Below are 18,499 nucleotides of genomic sequence, written 5' to 3'. Positions count from 1 at the left end.
ATTTCTAGTTTGAGCTAGATTCTGCCTTGAAGTGGGATAATTGTCACGCTTTCTCCCGCTTTAACTGTATCAATAGCTGGGGAGATTTCGATCAAACAGTTCGCCTCACTCATTGAACGCAAAATACCAGATCCTTGCTTGCCTGTTGTACGAACGGTTAAACGGCCAGTTGCATCCAGTTCATAGACGCCACGGCTAAACTCGGTACGACCTTGTCGAGAGCGAAGATTCTCAGTCGCGATGGCATTCACTTTCAGAGGCTTCCAGCCTTGTTCGCCTTGCATCTTACGCAGTGCAGGCTCAACAAAGTTGATGAATGAAACCATCACTGCCACAGGGTTGCCCGGCAGACCAAAGAACGGCTTGTTGTTGATTTGACCAAACGCTAATGGACGTCCCGGACGCATGTTGATTCGCCAAAAATCTATTTGACCAAGTTTATCCAAGGCAAGTTTGATGTAATCCGCATCACCAACAGATACGCCACCAGAAGTCATAACCACGTCCGCTTGCGCCGATGCGTTTTCCAACGCTTCAATCATTAACTGTTCGTTGTCTTCCAGAATACCGAAGTCCAAGATTTCGCAGCCGAGCTTTTCAAGCATGCCCATGATGGTAAAACGGTTGGAATCGTAGATAGAATTCGCTTTTTGCTCTGTTCCCGGCGCCTGTACTTCGTCACCGGTGGAGAACACGGCAACTTTCACTTTGCGGAACACATTCGCTTCACCAAAACCAAGCGAAGCGATCATGCCCATTTCTGGAGAGGCTAGGCGAGTGCCTGCGGTAAAGACGTCACTGCCGATAGCGAGATCTTCACCTGCTTGACGAACGTTTTGGCCTGCTTTGATATTCGCACCGTTAAAGGTGACCTTGTCACCTTCTTGAGAGGCTTGCTCACGCATGACCACTGTGTCGCCGTTACGTGGTGTTGGTGCGCCAGTCATGATCTTCACCGCTTGACCAACGTCCAGAGGTTTATCGTAAGCATGGCCCGCCATCACTTCAGCAACCACTTGGTAGCTATCGCGCTTAACATCATCACTGCGGATGGCATAACCGTCCATCGCGGAGTTGGTGTATTGCGGCACATTTACTGGTGAAACGATATGTTCCGCAAGAACGCGCCCGTAAGCATTTTCAATCTTGCATGCTTCTATTTCCGAAACCGTGTTCACCAAAGAAAGGATTTTCTCTTGACCTTGAACCACAGAAAGGAAAGCTGGAGAAAGGGTATCGCAACATGCGGCTTCTTTCTCTTTGTTTTTTGGTGCTTTCGCTTCTTGAACATACTGAATAACGAACTGAGCAATCGCTTCAAGATCATTGATGTTCATTTGTGGCAGTTCAGAGTCCAACTCGCCGCCGTCTGAAGCGATAGCGATGATGTTTTCATCGTTTGGATAAAGCCAAGGCTTGCCGACTTCTTCACGGTGCAATTCGATTTTAGGAAACGCGATGTTTTTGCAGCCTTCGACCAATACCACATCAAGCATGTCTTCATCAAAACGTGTTAATAGGTATTCAAACTCCGCTTCGGCTTCTGGCGTTTCTGTCATTAACGCAAAACGGTTGCGAGAAGCAATCAGCATTTGAGATGCGCCAGCTTTGCGTAAACGGTAGCTGTCTTTACCCGGCTTATCGACATCGAAGTTGTGATGAGCATGTTTTAGCATGCCAATGCGCAGGCCCGCTTCAGTTAGCTTTGGCAATAGGGCTTCAAGCAGTGTGGTTTTGCCTGTGCCTGAATAAGCCGCAAAACCAAGAATAGGAATGTTTAGCGTGTGTTTCATGATTCTAATTGTCCAAATTGCGCCAGTTCTTCCGGAGTGTTCAAGTTGACGAAACAGTTTGGTGAGTCGCTAAAGTCAACGTAACTGGTGTTGCACTCTTTGTAGAGCAGAATGATTTTGCGATCGCCACGTTCTAAAAATGCGGTGAGTTTTGGCAGTACGCGCTTGTGGTAGAGCGTAAAAACAGGTTGCTGATGGTCACCATCATGCGCGACCAAAATATCGCTGTCTTCTTTGACGAACTGGCAGAAACGCTCGACAAGGTCGGTGTTAATTTGTGGGCTATCGCAAGGTACAAATCCGACCCAGTCAGTTTCAGCATGCATCAAACCCGCGTGAATACCGCCCATAGGCCCAGGGAAATCTTTGAATTGATCACTAAATACGAAACCAAATTTGCTGTACGTATCTTGGTTTCGGTTGGCATTAATTAAAATGCGTGGAGTTTGTGGAGATAAACGTTCAATAACGTGTTCGATGAGTGGCTTCTGATTTAATTCAATCAGACCTTTATCTTTTCCACCCATACGGCTGGCTTGGCCACCAGCCAAAATGACCCAACTAGTTTGTGTTGGTTGAAGCATATGCATTCTCTTGGGATGTTTCTTTTGGTATGACATACAACAGAGGAGACTCTATCAAAGTCTTGTCTTTAATCCACCACTGTTTCTTACATAAGTCGGTCAGTGCGTTGGCCTGATGGCTTGTCACCACGATACTGGAACCACGATCCAAAAGATCTTTCGCCATCACCACCAATCGTTCAATGGATTCTTGGTCTAAAGACGCACTTGGCTCATCCATCAATAAAATCGACGGCTTTAAGATCCAAGCCCTTGCCATGGCAACGCGCTGTTTTTCACCGCCGGACAACACGGAAATATGTTCGTCCGCTAAGGTTTCTAAACCTACCATGCGCAGCGCGTGAATAACTTGAGCTCGCTTATCTTTTTGCGTGTCTTGTTGATATTTCACTCCATAGACTACGTTTTCATATACAGTGCCGTCAAAAAGGTAAGGGGATTGATGGAGATAAATCACATCGACACGACCATTGCGACACGTCAGTCTTTTCAGCCACGTATCTTTTGGCGCAACAACATCACCAGTAGAGGGTTTGAGCAAGCCAGCAAGGATTTTGAGTAGGGTAGTTTTGCCCACACCATTGTCACCCTTGAGATAAATGGCATCATTTGGGCCGATGGCTAACTCAGGGATGTGGAAAAGCACACGCTCTTTAAAGCGCATGGATAACTGTTCGGCGGTGATTTTTATAGTCATAATTCGCCTCGACATGGGGTTAATGGTGAGTCGTTTGTTTGCTTCATGTTCTATGTTCTGAGGTAGCCTTTGCCTCTCATGCTTGATAAGAAGAAGTTTAGAGCCAACGCTAAAGATAGTAATACAATTCCTAATGCAACTCCTTGCGCAAAAGCACCTTTACTGCTTTCCATTGCGATAGCCGTGGGAATATTTCGCGTCACGCCCATAATGTTCCCACCAACCATCATTGAGCAGCCCACCTCGGTCACGATACGTGAAAACCCTGCAATGATAGCCGCAAGTAGAGGAAAGCGGGTTTCCCAAATCATCGTAGCTGCCAAGCGCGGAATGGAGACGCCCAGCGTGATGGCAGTTTCCACTGCACGACGGTCGCTAGATTGTAATGCACCATGCATCATCGATACCAAAACAGGGAAGCAGATCACCATTTGGCCGAAGATCATTGCCTTCTGAGTGAACAGCATTTGCCAGTCTCCCCAAGGGCCAGCACGCGACAGCAACATGTACAGCAACAGGCCAATCACCACGGTAGGGACCGCTTGCAGCGTATTTACGATCGACAACAAAAACCATTTACCGCGAAAGTCGGTATACGCCAGTACAAAGGACATCAAAATAGCCGGCAATACCATTAGGGATATTGCCGTGATAGAAACACTAAAGGAGACCGCAACGATCTCCCATAGGTCTGCATCAAAATTCACCAGTAAGCGAAGCGCTTCCAGTGTTGTATCAGCAAGATTCATATTGCGTTATTTGCTCTCAGCATTCGCAACAAACAGTTGTTTACCGTTTAGGCGGAAACCATTGATAAGTTCCTGTCCGCGAGGGTTTACCAACCAATCACTGAATGCCTTCGCACCTTGATAGTTGATCGTTGGGTAACGCTCAGGGTTAACAAGAATAACTTGGTACGGGTTAAACAGTTTTTCATCGCCTTGGAACAGAATTTCTAGATCCAATTTGTTTTGGTAAGCCAGCCATGTGCCGCGGTCCGTCATGGTGTAGCCTTGCATTTCAGACGCCATGTTTAGAGTTGGGCCCATACCTTGACCTACGCTACGGTAGCCACCAAAGTTCGGTTCGATTTTAGTTTGAGCCCAGAAGCCCATTTCTTTTTTGTGCGTACCAGAATCATCGCCGCGAGAGATGAACGTTGCGTTTTTGTTTGCGATCTCTTTGAATACATCTAACACGCCTTCGTCATTTTTGATTGTTGCTGGGTCAGCTTTCGGGCCTACAATCACAAAGTCGTTGTACATTAGCTTGCGAGGTAAAACGCCGTAGCCTTTCTCAACAAATGCGCCTTCAGCTTTTGGTGCATGTGTCATCACCAAATCTACGTCACCGTTTTCGCCCATTTTTAAGGCTTTACCCGTACCTGCAGCAATAACATCGACTTTGTAGCCCGTGTCTTTTTCAAATTGTGGAAGTAGGTAATCAAGTAAACCTGAATGGTAAGTACTGGTTGTGGTTGCAAGGCGAACGTGTTCTCCGTCTTGAGCAGAAAACGCAGAGTAACTTACAAGCGTGATTGACGTTGCAGCCAGAGTTAGCGCAATTTTTTTCATTTTTATGTGTTCCTTTCCAATGATTCTTTGGAATCTCTCCAGGTTTTAGGGAGAAGCCTTTTTGGACGAGAGCGATTAGCGTAATACACAAGTTGTCTTAGGGTGTTGGAATAAGCAAACATCAACATCCTGAGATCACTTAAATGCGCTCCATATCCACCTTATAGCAAACAAGATGCCAACCTTTTACAAGCTTAAAGTGCTTGGTTTATGCACTAAATCATGGGGTTATTTGCATAAAAGTTTGCGTTGGTACAAAATGTCGCACTTTTTGTAGGGTATCTCTGTTTAAACTTGGTACACTCTGTCCCATCGAAATCCATCTGGGGTAAATATGTCTACTCAATCCCATCTTAGTACAAACCAACAATATAGCGCCTTTTCCGTACTGGTCGTCGATGATGAATTAGGCATGCAAGCCATCTTGAAAAAGGCATTGGGTAAGCTTTTTTCACATGTCGATACAGCTGGTAGCATCGAAGAAGCAGAACAACTGCGTAATTCTCGACATTATGATCTGATCTTACTGGATATTAATCTGCCAGGGCGTTCTGGAATTGAGTGGGAAGAAGCGTTTGAAGATGATGACAAACGTGCCGATGTGATTTTTATGACGGGTTATGCGGATTTAGAAATTGCCATTCGAGCGCTACAGCTCGGTGCTTCCGACTTTATCCTCAAACCATTCAACCTTGAGCAGATGTTAAAAGCGGTCAGTCGCTGTATGGATCGCCGTTTGAACGAACGCATGCAGTACGCGATGACACGCGATTACCAACGTCACAATACCTCAGAGATCATCGGCGGCTCAGAAAAAACGCGTCTGCTTAAGCAACTTATTAACCAATTTGCACCATCACGCGCTTCTGTTTTGGTGGAAGGTGAGTCGGGTACGGGTAAAGAACTAGTTGCACGAGGTATCCACCAGGCGAGTGGGCGAACGGGCCCGTTTGTGCCAATCAACTGCGGCGCGATTGCACCTGAGCTTTTAGAGAGTGAGTTGTTTGGTCATACATCGGGCGCGTTTACCGGTGCAAAAAAATCGCGTGAAGGTTTGTTCCGTGTTGCTAACGGTGGCACCTTATTTCTTGACGAAATCGGGGAGATGCCACTTGCAATGCAGGCATCATTATTACGTGTGTTAGAGCAGCGTACGATTCGCCCTGTCGGTTCAGAAAGAGAGATCAGTATTGATGTCCGTATCGTAGCGGCAACCAACCGAAACCTGCAAGAAGAGGTCAATCAAGGTAATTTCCGCAGTGACCTCTATTACCGTTTAAACGTTCTGAAAATTGAAGTGTGTCCGCTGCGAGAGCGCAAAACCGACTTATTTGAGTTGGTGCCATTTTTCAGCAATATGCTGACGCGCGAGCTCGGTATGCCTGCGCCCAAATGGGCTCACGAGGATATGGAAGCCATGAGTGAGTACGATTGGCCGGGAAACATTCGTGAGCTGAAAAACTTGATTGAGCGTTGTATCTTGCTTGGCAAACCACCTGCACACTATTGGCGAGAGCTGAATGGCGGGCATTCACTGCCTAATGTATCGATTACTGTTTCTCACTCTGCTGAGTTACCAACCTTTAGAGAAGGCAAAGAATTTACTGGCGAAGGCTATCCAAACAGCTGGACGTTAAAAGAAGTCGAGAAAGCACATATTAAACAAGTCGTTAACTTGCATGAAGGCAATAAGTCTGCTGCTGCTCGTGACTTGGGCGTAGCTCGCAAGACCTTAGAACGTAAGTACAAAGAATGGGATTCTGAGGGTGAGGAATATGCCGACTAACGGCCCACAGCACAAAGGATTGTCAAAATGGACGCACCGTTTTAAAACCATGGTGCGTTATCGCTTGTTATTCTTAACCTCTGCGCCGATTTTCCTCACATTGTTAGCTCTTATCGGCATTACCATTTATTGGTCTATTCATTACACGTGGCAAAATGCGCTGCTTGATGTCTCGGAACGTCTTGGTGTTGCAAATAACAGTGTAACGTTGTTACAGCAAAAGCAAGCCAATTACGTGCGGGCGTTTGCCGATTCGTACGATTTCCGTATTCGCATTAATCAAGGAACGCCACAAGGTGACCTGCAAAAGTGGGTCACAGAGCAGAAGAAAAGATATGCTTTAGATTTTCTCTCTTTCCAACGCGTTAATTCCATGGAAAACAAATTCCGCTTTATGGATCTCACCAAGCGCGAATCGTTTTTTGATGTACTTAATAAAGAAGAACTCGAACGCCTCGATCCTGAACTCGCCAAACGAGCAGAAGTGCCTATTCTTGCTGATGGTGACAGGGAGGCGCGTGGGTTAGTCAGTCGAACCGTGATTCCGGTATACAGCCAAGCGAACGATTTGATCGGCTTTCTTGATGGTGGTTTGCTCCTTAACAACAGCACAGTGCTGGTGGATCAAATCCGCGATCTCATTTACTTAAGTGATAATGACCGCCTTCGCCCTGTGGGTACGTTGACGGTATTTCTCGATGATTTGCGTGTGAGCACCAACGTTCCTTTAGACAGCGATCATAGGCTAGGGCGCGCCATAGGCACTCGCGTGAGCGCAGAAGTGTATAACCAAGTACTTTCGAAGGGTGAACAGTGGGTTGATCGCGCTTATGTGTATGACGCTTGGTATATTACGGCGTATCAACCAATCAAAGACCAATACGACAATGTCATTGGTATGCTTTATACCGGTTACCTAATGTGGCCATTCGTTAAAGCCTACATTACGAACATTGCCGAAATCAGCTTGATTACGGTTATGTTATTGCTGGTTTCCGGCGTGATGGTATATCGCGGTTCTTATGATCTGTTTCGACCGATCGAACGCATTCATAAAGTGGTGAAGCAGGTCCAACAAGGTAAAGAAAAACGGATTGGCCCGTTAGGATTAGATGCCGATCATGAACTTGCGCAGTTAGCCAGACAGTTTGATGATATGTTAGACGCGCTAGAAGAGCGCAAAATTGAACTGAAAAACTCCGCAGCTCAACTTGAATGCAAAGTTCAAGAGCGTACGGCAAGCCTGAGAGAAAAAACCCAAGATCTTGAACTGCATATTCAATTGCTCAACCAAACCCGCGATAAACTCGTTGTTCATGAAAAACTGGCAGCGCTGGGAGAACTCACCGCGGGGATTGCTCACGAAATTAATAACCCAACCGCCGTGATTCTTGGCAACGTAGAATTGATCCATTTTGAATTGGGTGACGATGCAAGTCGAGTACAAGAAGAAATTGATGCGATTCACGCGCAAATTGATCGTATCCGCAATATCACACGCAGTTTATTGCAATACAGTCGCCAAGGCGGTGTTCAAGATGAAATCACTTGGCAACATGTCAATCCTATCATTGATGAAAGCATCACCTTGGTTAAAACTGGCACCAAGAAACGCGACGTTGAGTTTGTGACTGACCTACAAGCGCATACGTCCGTTGAGATAAACCGTCACCACTTGCTACAAATCTTAGTTAATTTGCAAATGAACGCCATTCACGCAATGAGCGGTAAAGGAACTTTAACAGTAGTCAGTGAAGACTGGATTGAAGAGGGCGAAGTGAAAGGAGCTGCGATTCATGTTATCGATGAGGGCTGCGGTATTAAACCAGAAAACTTGAGTCGAATCTTCTCGCCATTTTACACAACGAAACGAGAAGGCACAGGGTTAGGGCTATCGGTCTCCCAAAGTATTCTCAGCCAAACGGGTGGTGAGTTAAAAGCAGAGTCTGAATGGGGAAAAGGCAGTAAATTCAGTATTTATTTACCTAAAAAAGCCGAACTGATCCTAGAGGTGACGAACATCGCTTAGTCACTTTTTTGAAGTATTAATGGAAAAAGAGCCACTGACGATAGTGGCTCTTTTTTGTATTTGATGAAGCATTTATGTTTACGTTTTTGCTTCTTAGAAACCTTACAATGATTTCACTTGGAGTGAATTAATAAAAACAACACTTGCAGTATGTAGCATGAACAAGTACCGTTGCCCGGTTTTTCTAAATACACCCCAATTGCTAAGGTAAAGGTTTTGATCTCCACAGCGAATATTACTCAACAATTCGGCGCTAAGCCGCTATTCGAAAACATTTCAGTTAAGTTCGGCGAAGGCAATCGCTACGGCTTAATTGGAGCTAACGGTTGTGGTAAATCAACCTTTATGAAGATCCTCAGCGGCGAGCTTGAGCAAACCAGCGGTAACGTAAGCTACGATCCAAACGAGCGCGTTGCAAAACTGAACCAGGACCAGTTCGCTTACGAAGAATTTACGGTAATCGATACCGTTATCATGGGTCATAAAGAGCTATGGGAAGTGAAGAAAGAGCGTGACCGCATCTACTCACTTGCTGAAATGAGCGAAGAAGACGGCATGAAAGTGGCTGACCTAGAAGTTCAGTTCGCGGAAATGGACGGTTACATGGCAGAAGCGAAAGCGGGTGAGCTTCTTCTTGCTGTGGGTATTCCAATGGAACAACACTTCGGTCTAATGAGTGAAGTAGCACCAGGCTGGAAACTTCGTGTGCTTCTAGCGCAGGTTCTATTCGCAGACCCAGATGTGATGCTTCTTGACGAACCTACCAACAACTTGGACATGGACACAATTCGCTGGTTGGAAGATACGCTAAACGCGCGTAACTGCACAATGATCATCATTTCGCACGACCGTCACTTCCTAAACTCAGTATGTACACACATGGCTGACTTGGACTACGGTGAACTACGCGTTTACCCTGGTAACTACGACGAGTACATGACGGCGGCTTCTCAAGCTCGCGAACGTCTACTAAACGACAACGCTAAGAAGAAAGCACAAATCGCTGAGCTACAAACGTTCGTTGCGCGTTTCTCTGCAAACGCATCGAAAGCAAAACAAGCGACATCTCGTGCGAAGCAAATCGACAAGATCAAATTGGACGAAGTGAAAGCGTCTAGTCGTCAAAACCCATTCATTCGTTTTGAACAGTCTAAAGAGCTGTTCCGTAACGCTCTGATTGTAGAAAACCTGAGCCAAGGTTTTGAAGAGGACTTGTTCTCAGACTTCAATGCAATTTTTGAAGTGGGAGAGCGCGTTGCGATCATCGGTGAAAATGGTGTGGGTAAAACAACACTTCTAAACACGCTTGCTGGTGTACTTGAACCGCGTGCTGGTGAGTTCAAATGGTCTGAAAATGCAAACATCGGTTACTACGCGCAAGACCACGCGCATGACTTTGCAGAAGATATGAATCTAACGGATTGGATGGGTCAATGGCGTCAAGAAGGTGATGACGAGCAAGTCGTTCGTGGTTTCCTTGGTCGTATGCTGTTTGGTCAAGATGACATTAAGAAGTCAGTAAAAGTACTGTCTGGTGGTGAGCAAGGTCGTATGCTGCTTGGTAAGCTAATGATGCACAAGCCAAACATGCTGCTAATGGACGAACCAACCAACCACATGGACATGGAATCAATTGAATCTTTGAACACCGCGCTTGAGCAATACAAAGGCACGTTGTTCTTCGTCTCTCACGACCGTGTATTCGTAGACTCGTTAGCAACGCGTATTATCGAAATCCGCGATGGTAAAATCACAGACTTTAAAGGCACTTACTCTGAGTTCCTAAAATCTCGTGGCGTTGACGCGTAATTACTCGCAAAGCGTTTAAAAAGCAAAAGCCTCGCTATTTAGCGAGGCTTTTTTGATATTTGGCCTTAATCCTTAAACTGACCGGTTATATACGCATAGAGCCCGACCACGCCAAAGGTAATAATCATAGAAAGCATGATACCGCTGGGCGTAAGCAGAAAATTCCACAATTGGTCATTATTCATAGTCCACATCCTCTGTGAATCCGCATTATTGGTTTTAGTTTACACTGAAAAGGTGTTATTGGTTGCCTTTTACATCAAATTCAACCTTGTCGGCTCCTGTAAAGACTTGGAAGCGCAAACCTTTCGCACGCGCAATGGTCGTAATACCAAATTGCTTCGCTAGATCTAACCCCATTTGAGTAACGCCAGAGCGAGAAAGCAGAACAGGAATGCCCATTTGAGCCACTTTAATCACCATCTCTGATGTAAGGCGACCAGTTGTGTAGAAAATTTTATCTTCACCTGTTTCTTCTTTGAGCCACATCTCACCTGCAAGTGTATCCACTGCGTTGTGACGGCCGACATCTTCCACAAATGACAACACTTCATTACCTTTGCAAACCGCACAGCCGTGTACTGCGCCCGCTTTTTTGTAGGTGTCGTTGTAATGAGTTAACGCTTCCAGCGCAGAATAAATCTCTGACTGCTTAAGAGGAACTTGAGGCACTTGATAATTTTCAAGCTGCTTCATCACGTTGCCATACATAGTGCCTTGGCCACAACCTGAGGTGACGGTTTTCTTTTTCAGGGCGCCTTCTAAGTGTTCAGTGTTTTCTTTAGTAATCACCGCTGCGGAATGCGTTTCCCAGTCAATAATAACGGATTCAATCGCGGCTGGATCGGACAGGAAGCTTTGGTTTTTTAAATAACCGAGTACTAGTGCTTCTGGACGCGAACCTAGCGTCATGAGCGTGACCACTTCTTTCCAGTTCAGCATGACCGTAAGAGGACGCTCGCAAGCGATTTGCTTCGTGAGCTTTTCGCCGTACTCGTCGTACACATCGACTTCAATGGTTTGCAGGGGATTTTCACTGGTTTTAATAATATTTGGTTTCAGCACAGTCGTGTCCTAGTGATTAAGAGCGTTAGGTTGCTACGCATTTTAGCTTTTTAAGTGGCAAGCAAATCTCATTCCAAAATAGCGGTTCCCACAGAAATTGCGAGGTTTTATGTCAACAATGCATTAAAACTGCGAGTTCGCAGTAATGACACATCAATACATTTGAGTTTCGTCTAGTTTGGTACTTATAGCCTGAGGGAGTATATAGACTAAGTTATATCAGCTTGGCGCGTTTATTGCTTCGAAGACAATAAAAATGGTCGAAAACGGGGGCAAAATGTCCTGTGTGTTTTCAGACCAAAAATAGAAAGACTGGGTGAGTTATGTCGGATAAGAAAGATTTCGAAAAAAATTACGAAAAGACTGAGGATACATGGCCAATCGGCGTAGAGCTTGTTGAGCATGAGATCAGTACAGGGATTTGGGTGACAACCCAATGGCAGTTGACAGGATTTGCGCTGAATCCGACGGAAGAGACTCCAGATGTTTGTCCGTTGCAATTACATAAAGATGAACGTACAGACTACCGCTTTAACTTAAGCTCTCAGCAACCTAAACTCTTTTTAGTGATGGATAACGTCGAGTCTGGTGAAAAACCAGCGATACAGTTACTGACGGCTTCACAATCTGTTGCGGCGCAATATATGGATGGTGATAACCTTGTACTATCTAACGATATGCCGTTAGCCGTTCAGGCTTGGATGGAAGCCTTTATTGGTCGTCACGGTGAGTTGTTAGAAGTAAGACGCAAGAAACGCAAAGGAGCAGGCAGAGCAAATGGCAACTAGTTTTTTAAGCCGTTGGTCGAAACGTAAACTAGAAGAATCTTCCCAACATGCTGAAGAGATCACGCCGATAGCAGAGACGGAGCAATCCGAAGATAGTGTCACAGCGCTTTCAAACGCTGACGAAAGCTTAGATGCTTTGAACGTCAATGAGGATAGTCAGGCTCCAGACATTACCGCGAGTGTAGAGACTGAAAAAACCGAAGAAATGTCTGTGGCGCAACTGCTGGTTTCTGAAGCTTCAGAAAGTGTTAAGAAAGCCGCGCTGCGCAAAATGTTCTTGTCCGAAGAATTTAACGTGCGTGACGGCCTAGACGATTACGATGATGATTACAGTAACTTAAAGTCACTTTCTCAAGACGTCGCTGAGACGCTGCGTGATTGGGTTAAAGACAAAGTGGAAGACGAACCAGACGCCGAAACTGCGCAAGGGTCTGAGCTTAACGCTAACGATATCGCATCTGAGGTAGTTGAAGACGCAGAGTCAAACACCGACAAAAGTGGCCAAATTACTCAAGATGAAAGTGAGCTATATATAAATACAGTATCTAGTGAAAGTGATACTTTTGCTGAAGAATCACAGCCTAACGAGGTGAGACAAAATATACCACACAAAGAATAGGTACATTTTGACTAAACACTCAATGAGCCGGCTGAGACAAAATGTCTCAACCGGTTTTTTTATCCCTACTATTTGTCAGCAAAATTGATAACCTATTGATTTTTAGTTGATATTTTATTGGCATGACACTTGCAATCTGTTGCTCAATACCAATCTGGTTGAAGTTAGTACGGACGCACTGCGTAGTATTCATCGCCTATAGATGGCGGAATAAGAATGCTCATTGATAAGTTAATCAGCAGAATCTCCGGCGCTAACTACACTAAGAGATGGAAAAGACTATCCATGTTCATAAATGGAATTGAGCAATGCTGAAACAATTATTAGAACAAGCAACTTCCAATAACGGTAAAGCGAGGCTGTACGCTTTCGAAAATACCGTAGAGTTGACCAATCTTATTCCACCAACCGTAAGCTATGAAAGCGGCGGTAATACTTTGATTGTGGGCCCAACAGCAATCATCGAAAGTGCGGCAGCGCAATTGTCGCAAATGAACAGCCTAACGCTGCTTTCTACCGATGGCGAAAAGGGCACAAATCCCGAGCTTTATTACGCCAATTCGGTTCAGGTTTCAGGGTTCTTAGGTACGTTTGAAGTTCTGATTGAAAATCATGGTTTGACCAACAACCTTGCCAAGGTCGCGACCAATAGCGATTGTTTCGATATCGTACTCGATCTTTGCCTTAACAGCTGCATGTCGGAAGAAGTCCCAGTACCGGGCTACTACCCAGTAGGTCGTGGCTATCCGAAACTGGCTGAAGCGTTGGAAGAGATTCCAACCTTAATGGGGACGTTCGATAAACCGAAATTCTTCCGTTTAGATACCGATTTATGTGCACACAGCTCTCGTGGCGTAAAAGGTTGCGAACGGTGTGTGGATGCTTGTCCGGCAGGGGCACTATCGAGTGAAGGCAGCGACAAAACGGGCCTTCGCATCGAGATCAACCCATACCTATGTCAAGGCGTGGGTACTTGTGCTACAGCGTGTCCGACAGAAGCGATTCATTACGCACTGCCAAACCCTGAAGATACGCAAAAGTTTATTGAACGTACGCTCGCCAACTATGAGCAAGCGGGTGGTTTAGATCCTATCGTATTGATTTGCAGTTCTCGCCACGAGAGCTACAACGTGATGGCACTAAAAGCACTGCCAGATAATGTGATTCCAATTGTGGTGGAAGAACTGCCTTCGGTTGGTATTGATACTTGGTTCGCCGCGCTTGTGAATGGTGCTACTCAGGTGCTGTTTGCGGCTTCACGTTTTATGCCTCAAACCATTATTCGTGTGCTTAATAGCGAAGTAGGTATTGTTCAAGAGCTGCTCGGTCAGCTTGGTATCGCCAAAGAAACCATCGACATTCTGTATCTAGAGTCACTACGTGAAGGTGCTCCGACACTTTGTACCGAGTCTTTTGATTTGGCATTAGGAGACTTGCAAGGCAACAAACGTCAGCGTCTATTTACGGCGTTGGATGCGTTGTCCGCATCACGTATTCCAGTTGAGAACATTGTTGAACTTCCAGCGAACGCACCTTACGGCACAGTCTCTTGTGAAAGTAAAGGTTGTACGTTGTGTATGAGCTGTGTGGCGGTGTGTCCAACACGTGCATTGCATACGGACGGTCGATCTCCGTCGCTTAAATTCGTCGAGCAAGACTGCATTCAATGTGGGCTGTGCGAGAAAGCGTGTCCAGAGAAAGTGCTGACGCTTACTCCTCGTATGAACTGGGTGAAAGAAGAACGCCAGAAAGCGGTTGTGATTCATGAAGAAAAGGCAGCCGAGTGCATTCGTTGTCACAAGCCCTTTGCTCCGCAATCGATGATCGACATGCTACAAAACAAGTTACGCGGTCACTCTCATTTCTCTGATGAAGCGGCGATCAATCGTATCGCGATGTGTGAAGACTGCCGTGTGATCGACATGTTTGAGTCGATGGCAGAAGACCCAATGAAACAATTAAAATACTAGGAGCTCGCAGTGGACACACAACAAGAACAAACACTGAGAACAGACATTTATCTCGTTCTATCTGCACTTTTTCGTAGTGCGCCTAGTGATGAAATGCTGGCGTTCCTGAAATCGCTAGAAATTGAACCGTCTGAGAGCGCGATGCAAAAAGCTTGGCTCGCACTGCAACAAGCCGCGAACGAAGCGCAGCGAGAAGCGTTAGAAGAAGAATATCAAGATCTGTTTATTGGCATTGGACGTGGTGAAGTTGTGCCATTCGGATCTTGGCATCGCACTGGCTCGATGATGGAAAAACCGTTAGCGGAAATTCGTCGCGATTTGGATCTTTTAGGCATCGAACGAGAAGAGAACGTGAAAGAGCCTGAAGACCATATTTCTGCACTGTGCGAAGTGATGGCAATGCTGACAGGTGAAGAGGAAGAACTTCAACAAGCGGTGTTTAACAAACACATTGCTCCTTGGTTCCAATCTTTTACGCGCCAACTAGAGAGCGCCGAAAGCGTGAACTTCTACAAGCCAGCTGCACAGCTTTGCGATGCATTTTTAACGTTAGAGCAAGTCCGCTTTAGCGTGAACACCAAAAGCAGTAAGAACAAATTAAAAATTGATGTGAAAAACGTCACTGATTACGAGTAATCGAGCAGTACTTGGTCATATCGATAGAGAGGCATGAGTCTCCAAAGATCTACCGTAAGGTAAGGAAGCAATGATGAAAGATAATAAAGAAATAAACACAAGCCGTAGGGATCTCCTAAAAGGCTTCACAACCGCTGCCGTTGCCGGTGCTGTTGTTGCGGGAACCACGAAAGTGGCCGTTGCTTCAGAAACGGTTGAGCCTTCTGAAAACGACGTGAAGAAGAAAGGGTATCGTGAAACTCAACACATTCGCGATTACTACGACACACTTTAGGAGATAACGGATGAAACTTGTCAAACGCTCCGACAGTGTGAGCAAAGAAACGAACCAGCTTGGCGTATCTCGTCGTGCATTCATGAAAAACACTTCGCTTGCCGCTGGTGGCGCAGTGGTTGGTGCTAGTCTATTCGCACCGGGAATGATGAAAAAAGCGCAAGCAAAATCAGTCGATCCAGAAGCGAAAACAGAAGTAAAACGTACTATCTGTTCTCACTGTTCAGTGGGTTGTGGTATTTACGCAGAAGTTCAAAATGGTGTTTGGACGGGTCAAGAGCCTGCATTCGACCACCCATTTAACGCCGGTGGTCACTGTGCAAAAGGTGCAGCACTGCGTGAACATGGCCACGGTGAGCGCCGTCTTAAATACCCAATGAAGCTTGAAAACGGTAAGTGGAAAAAGCTTTCTTGGGATCAAGCGATCGAAGAAATCGGTAACAAGGTGATGGACATCCGTAAAGAGTCCGGCCCTGATTCGGTTTACTTCTTGGGAAGCGCAAAGCACAGCAACGAACAAGCGTATTTGTTCCGAAAAATGGCATCACTTTGGGGTACGAACAACGTTGACCACCAAGCGCGTATTTGTCACTCAACAACCGTGGCGGGTGTAGCGAATACTTGGGGTTACGGTGCGATGACCAACTCTTTCAATGACATGCACAACTGTAAGTCGATGCTATTCATTGGTTCAAACCCAGCTGAAGCACACCCAGTAGCGATGCAGCACATTCTGATCGCAAAAGAGAAGAACAACTGTAAGATCGTCGTAGCGGACCCTCGTCGTACACGTACGGCAGCAAAATCGGATCACTATGTCTCACTTCGTCCTGGTTCTGACGTAGCATTCATTTGGGGTGTGTTGTGGCACATCTTCGAAAACCAATGGGAAGATAAAGAGTTCATCCGTCAACGTGTATTCGGTATGGATGAGATCCGTGCTGAAGTGGCGAAATGGACGCCAGCAGAAGTTGAGCGTGTAACAGGCGTAAGCGAAGAAGACGTTTACCAAACAGCAAAACTGCTTTCTGAAAATCGCCCGGGCTGTATTGTTTGGTGTATGGGTGGTACTCAGCATACTACTGGTAACAACAACACACGTGCTTACTGTGTGCTTGAGCTAGCGCTTGGAAACATTGGTAAATCAGGCGGCGGTGCAAACATCTTCCGTGGTCACGATAACGTACAAGGCGCAACCGACCTTGGCGTGCTCTCTGACACGCTACCGGGCTACTACGGCCTTTCTGAAGGCGCTTGGCGTCATTGGTCAAAAGTGTGGGAAATCGATTACGAATGGATCAAAGGTCGTTTCGATGACAACGCTTATAGCGGTCAGAAACCAATGCACAGTGCAGGTATTCCTGTATCTCGTTGGGTTGATGGTGTACTGGAAAACAAAGACAACATTCGTCAACGCGAAAACATCCGTGCAATGTTCTACTGGGGACACGCAGTGAACTCTCAAACACGTGGTGTTGAGATGAAAAAAGCGATGCAGAAGTTGGACATGATGGTGATTGTGGACCCATACCCAACGGTTGCTGCGGTAATGAACGACCGTACCGACGGCGTTTACCTGCTTCCTGCAACAACACAGTTTGAAACACACGGCAGCGTTACCGCATCTAACCGCTCTCTACAATGGCGTGATCAGGTGATTGAACCTTTGTTTGAATCAAAACCAGACCACGAAATCATGTACCTGCTTTCGAAGAAACTGGGCTATTCCGATCTTCTGTTCAAAAACATCCGTGTTGAAAACAACCAGCCGGTGATTGAAGACCTAACGCGTGAATTCAACAAAGGCATGTGGACGATTGGTTACACAGGCCAAAGCCCAGAGCGTTTGAAAGCGCACCAACAAAACTGGCATACGTTCCACAAAACCACATTGGAAGCGGAAGGTGGCCCTGTCAACGGTGAAACCTATGGTCTACCTTGGCCATGCTGGGGCACACCAGAAATGAAACACCCAGGTACACACATTCTGTACGATACGTCTAAGACGGTTGCAGAAGGTGGCGGTAACTTCCGTACGCGCTTTGGTGTGGAATTTGAAGGCAAGAGCCTTCTTGCAGAAGACAGTTATTCGAAAGGCTGTGAAATCAAAGACGGTTACCCAGAGTTCACTGACAAGTTGTTGAAACAACTTGGTTGGTGGGACGACTTAACTGCTGAAGAGAAAGTGGCAGCAGAGGGTAAAAACTGGAAGACTGACCTTTCTGGCGGTATTCAGCGTGTCGCGATCAAGCACGGTTGTATTCCATTTGGTAACGCGAAAGCGCGTGCGATTGTTTGGACGTTCCCAGACCGTGTGCCACTGCATCGTGAACCACTTTACACACCACGTCGTGACCTTGTAACGGATTACCCAACTTGGGAAGACAAAGATGCAATCTTCCGTGTTCCTACGTTGTATAAATCCATTCAAGAGCAAGACAAATCGGGCGAGTACCCAATCGTTCTGACTTCTGGCCGTCTGGTTGAATACGAAGGTGGTGGTGAAGAGACGCGTTCAAACCCTTGGCTTGCCGAGCTTCAACAAGAAATGTTTGTTGAAGTGAACCCGAAAGACGCGAACGATCTTGGCTTTAGAGATGGTGATGATGTTTGGGTTGAAGGTGCAGAGAAAGGACGAATCAAGGTGAAAGCGATGGTAACACGTCGTGTGAAACCTGGTTTGGCGTTCATTCCGTTCCACTTTGGCGGTAAGTTCGAAGGTGAAGACCTACGCCCTAAATACCCAGAAGGTACACAACCTTACGTTGTTGGCGAATCGGCTAACACGGCAACCACTTACGGTTACGACCCGGTTACCTTGATGCAGGAAACCAAAGTAACCCTATGTAACATTCGTAAAGCGTAAGGAGTCTGA

15 protein-coding genes are annotated in these 18,499 nt (G+C 46.1%); 9 read left to right on the top strand and 6 right to left on the bottom strand.

What is annotated here, in order from left to right; all coding sequences use genetic code 11:
• Nucleotides 1-14 precede the first annotated feature (14 nt).
• Genes R7E78_RS03735 through R7E78_RS03715 form a run of 5 tightly spaced genes read right to left on the bottom strand, consistent with a single transcriptional unit; the run spans nt 15 to nt 4,648 of the window.
• On the bottom strand, nt 15-1,793 hold the full coding sequence (locus tag R7E78_RS03735; protein WP_318057653.1) for a bifunctional molybdopterin-guanine dinucleotide biosynthesis adaptor protein MobB/molybdopterin molybdotransferase MoeA: 1,779 nt from the start codon (nt 1,791-1,793) through the stop codon (nt 15-17).
• Nucleotides 1,790-2,377, bottom strand: coding sequence for a molybdenum cofactor guanylyltransferase MobA (mobA, locus tag R7E78_RS03730; RefSeq protein ID WP_318057652.1), 588 nt, complete (start codon nt 2,375-2,377; stop codon nt 1,790-1,792). The genes R7E78_RS03735 and mobA overlap by 4 nt, the downstream gene beginning before the upstream one ends.
• On the bottom strand, nt 2,355-3,074 hold the full coding sequence (locus tag R7E78_RS03725) for an energy-coupling factor ABC transporter ATP-binding protein (protein ID WP_017820675.1): 720 nt from the start codon (nt 3,072-3,074) through the stop codon (nt 2,355-2,357). Before R7E78_RS03725 ends, mobA begins: the two co-directional genes overlap by 23 nt.
• A 50-nt stretch (nt 3,075-3,124) precedes the next feature.
• Complete coding sequence (locus R7E78_RS03720) at nt 3,125-3,823, bottom strand: ABC transporter permease (protein WP_318057651.1); 699 nt, start codon at nt 3,821-3,823, stop codon at nt 3,125-3,127.
• 6 nt (nt 3,824-3,829) lie between these two features.
• Nucleotides 3,830-4,648 carry a substrate-binding domain-containing protein gene (locus tag R7E78_RS03715; RefSeq protein WP_005389522.1) on the bottom strand — a complete coding sequence of 273 codons (819 nt, stop codon included), beginning with the start codon at nt 4,646-4,648 and terminating at the stop codon, nt 3,830-3,832.
• 334 nt (nt 4,649-4,982) lie between these two features.
• On the opposite strand from R7E78_RS03715, the gene R7E78_RS03710 reads away from it, so the two are divergent.
• The 3 genes from R7E78_RS03710 to R7E78_RS03700 all read left to right on the top strand — a co-directional run bounded on the left by R7E78_RS03710 (nt 4,983) and on the right by R7E78_RS03700 (nt 10,272).
• On the top strand, nt 4,983-6,434 hold the full coding sequence (locus R7E78_RS03710) for a sigma-54-dependent transcriptional regulator (RefSeq protein WP_064353911.1): 1,452 nt from the start codon (nt 4,983-4,985) through the stop codon (nt 6,432-6,434).
• Entirely contained in the window at nt 6,424-8,463 is a 2,040-nt protein-coding gene (locus tag R7E78_RS03705; protein WP_318057650.1) for a cache domain-containing protein, read from the top strand. Before R7E78_RS03710 ends, R7E78_RS03705 begins: the two co-directional genes overlap by 11 nt.
• Nucleotides 8,464-8,679: 216 nt before the next feature.
• The gene (locus R7E78_RS03700) at nt 8,680-10,272 is read left to right on the top strand and encodes an ABC-F family ATPase (RefSeq protein WP_025766654.1); all 1,593 of its coding nucleotides are present in this window, start codon (nt 8,680-8,682) and stop codon (nt 10,270-10,272) included.
• Nucleotides 10,273-10,512: 240 nt separating this feature from the next.
• On the opposite strand, the gene R7E78_RS03695 is transcribed toward R7E78_RS03700, so the two are convergent.
• A complete protein-coding gene (locus R7E78_RS03695) occupies nt 10,513-11,337 on the bottom strand; it encodes a formate dehydrogenase accessory sulfurtransferase FdhD (RefSeq protein WP_017820681.1) in 825 nt (274 codons plus the stop codon).
• Between the two features lie 323 nt (nt 11,338-11,660).
• Between R7E78_RS03695 and R7E78_RS03690 the strand changes: the two genes are divergently transcribed.
• The 6 genes from R7E78_RS03690 (at nt 11,661) to R7E78_RS03665 (ending at nt 18,490) form a co-directional block, all read left to right on the top strand.
• Complete coding sequence (locus tag R7E78_RS03690; protein ID WP_005377550.1) at nt 11,661-12,125, top strand: DUF3305 domain-containing protein; 465 nt, start codon at nt 11,661-11,663, stop codon at nt 12,123-12,125.
• Entirely contained in the window at nt 12,115-12,744 is a 630-nt protein-coding gene (locus R7E78_RS03685; protein ID WP_064368418.1) for a DUF3306 domain-containing protein, read from the top strand. The genes R7E78_RS03690 and R7E78_RS03685 overlap by 11 nt, the downstream gene beginning before the upstream one ends.
• Nucleotides 12,745-13,052: 308 nt before the next feature.
• On the top strand, nt 13,053-14,714 hold the full coding sequence (locus R7E78_RS03680; RefSeq protein ID WP_318057649.1) for a 4Fe-4S dicluster domain-containing protein: 1,662 nt from the start codon (nt 13,053-13,055) through the stop codon (nt 14,712-14,714).
• Nucleotides 14,715-14,723: 9 nt separating this feature from the next.
• A complete protein-coding gene (locus R7E78_RS03675; protein WP_017820684.1) occupies nt 14,724-15,350 on the top strand; it encodes a molecular chaperone in 627 nt (208 codons plus the stop codon).
• A 73-nt stretch (nt 15,351-15,423) separates the two neighbouring features.
• On the top strand, nt 15,424-15,624 hold the full coding sequence (locus R7E78_RS03670) for a twin-arginine translocation signal domain-containing protein (protein ID WP_005377542.1): 201 nt from the start codon (nt 15,424-15,426) through the stop codon (nt 15,622-15,624).
• Nucleotides 15,625-15,634: 10 nt separating this feature from the next.
• Nucleotides 15,635-18,490, top strand: coding sequence for a formate dehydrogenase subunit alpha (locus tag R7E78_RS03665; protein ID WP_005377539.1), 2,856 nt, complete (start codon nt 15,635-15,637; stop codon nt 18,488-18,490).
• The last annotated feature ends 9 nt before the right edge of the window (nt 18,491-18,499 follow it).

The organism is Vibrio sp. YT-19(2023) (genome assembly GCF_033337395.1).
This window is presented reverse-complemented; position numbering and strand designations above follow the sequence as displayed.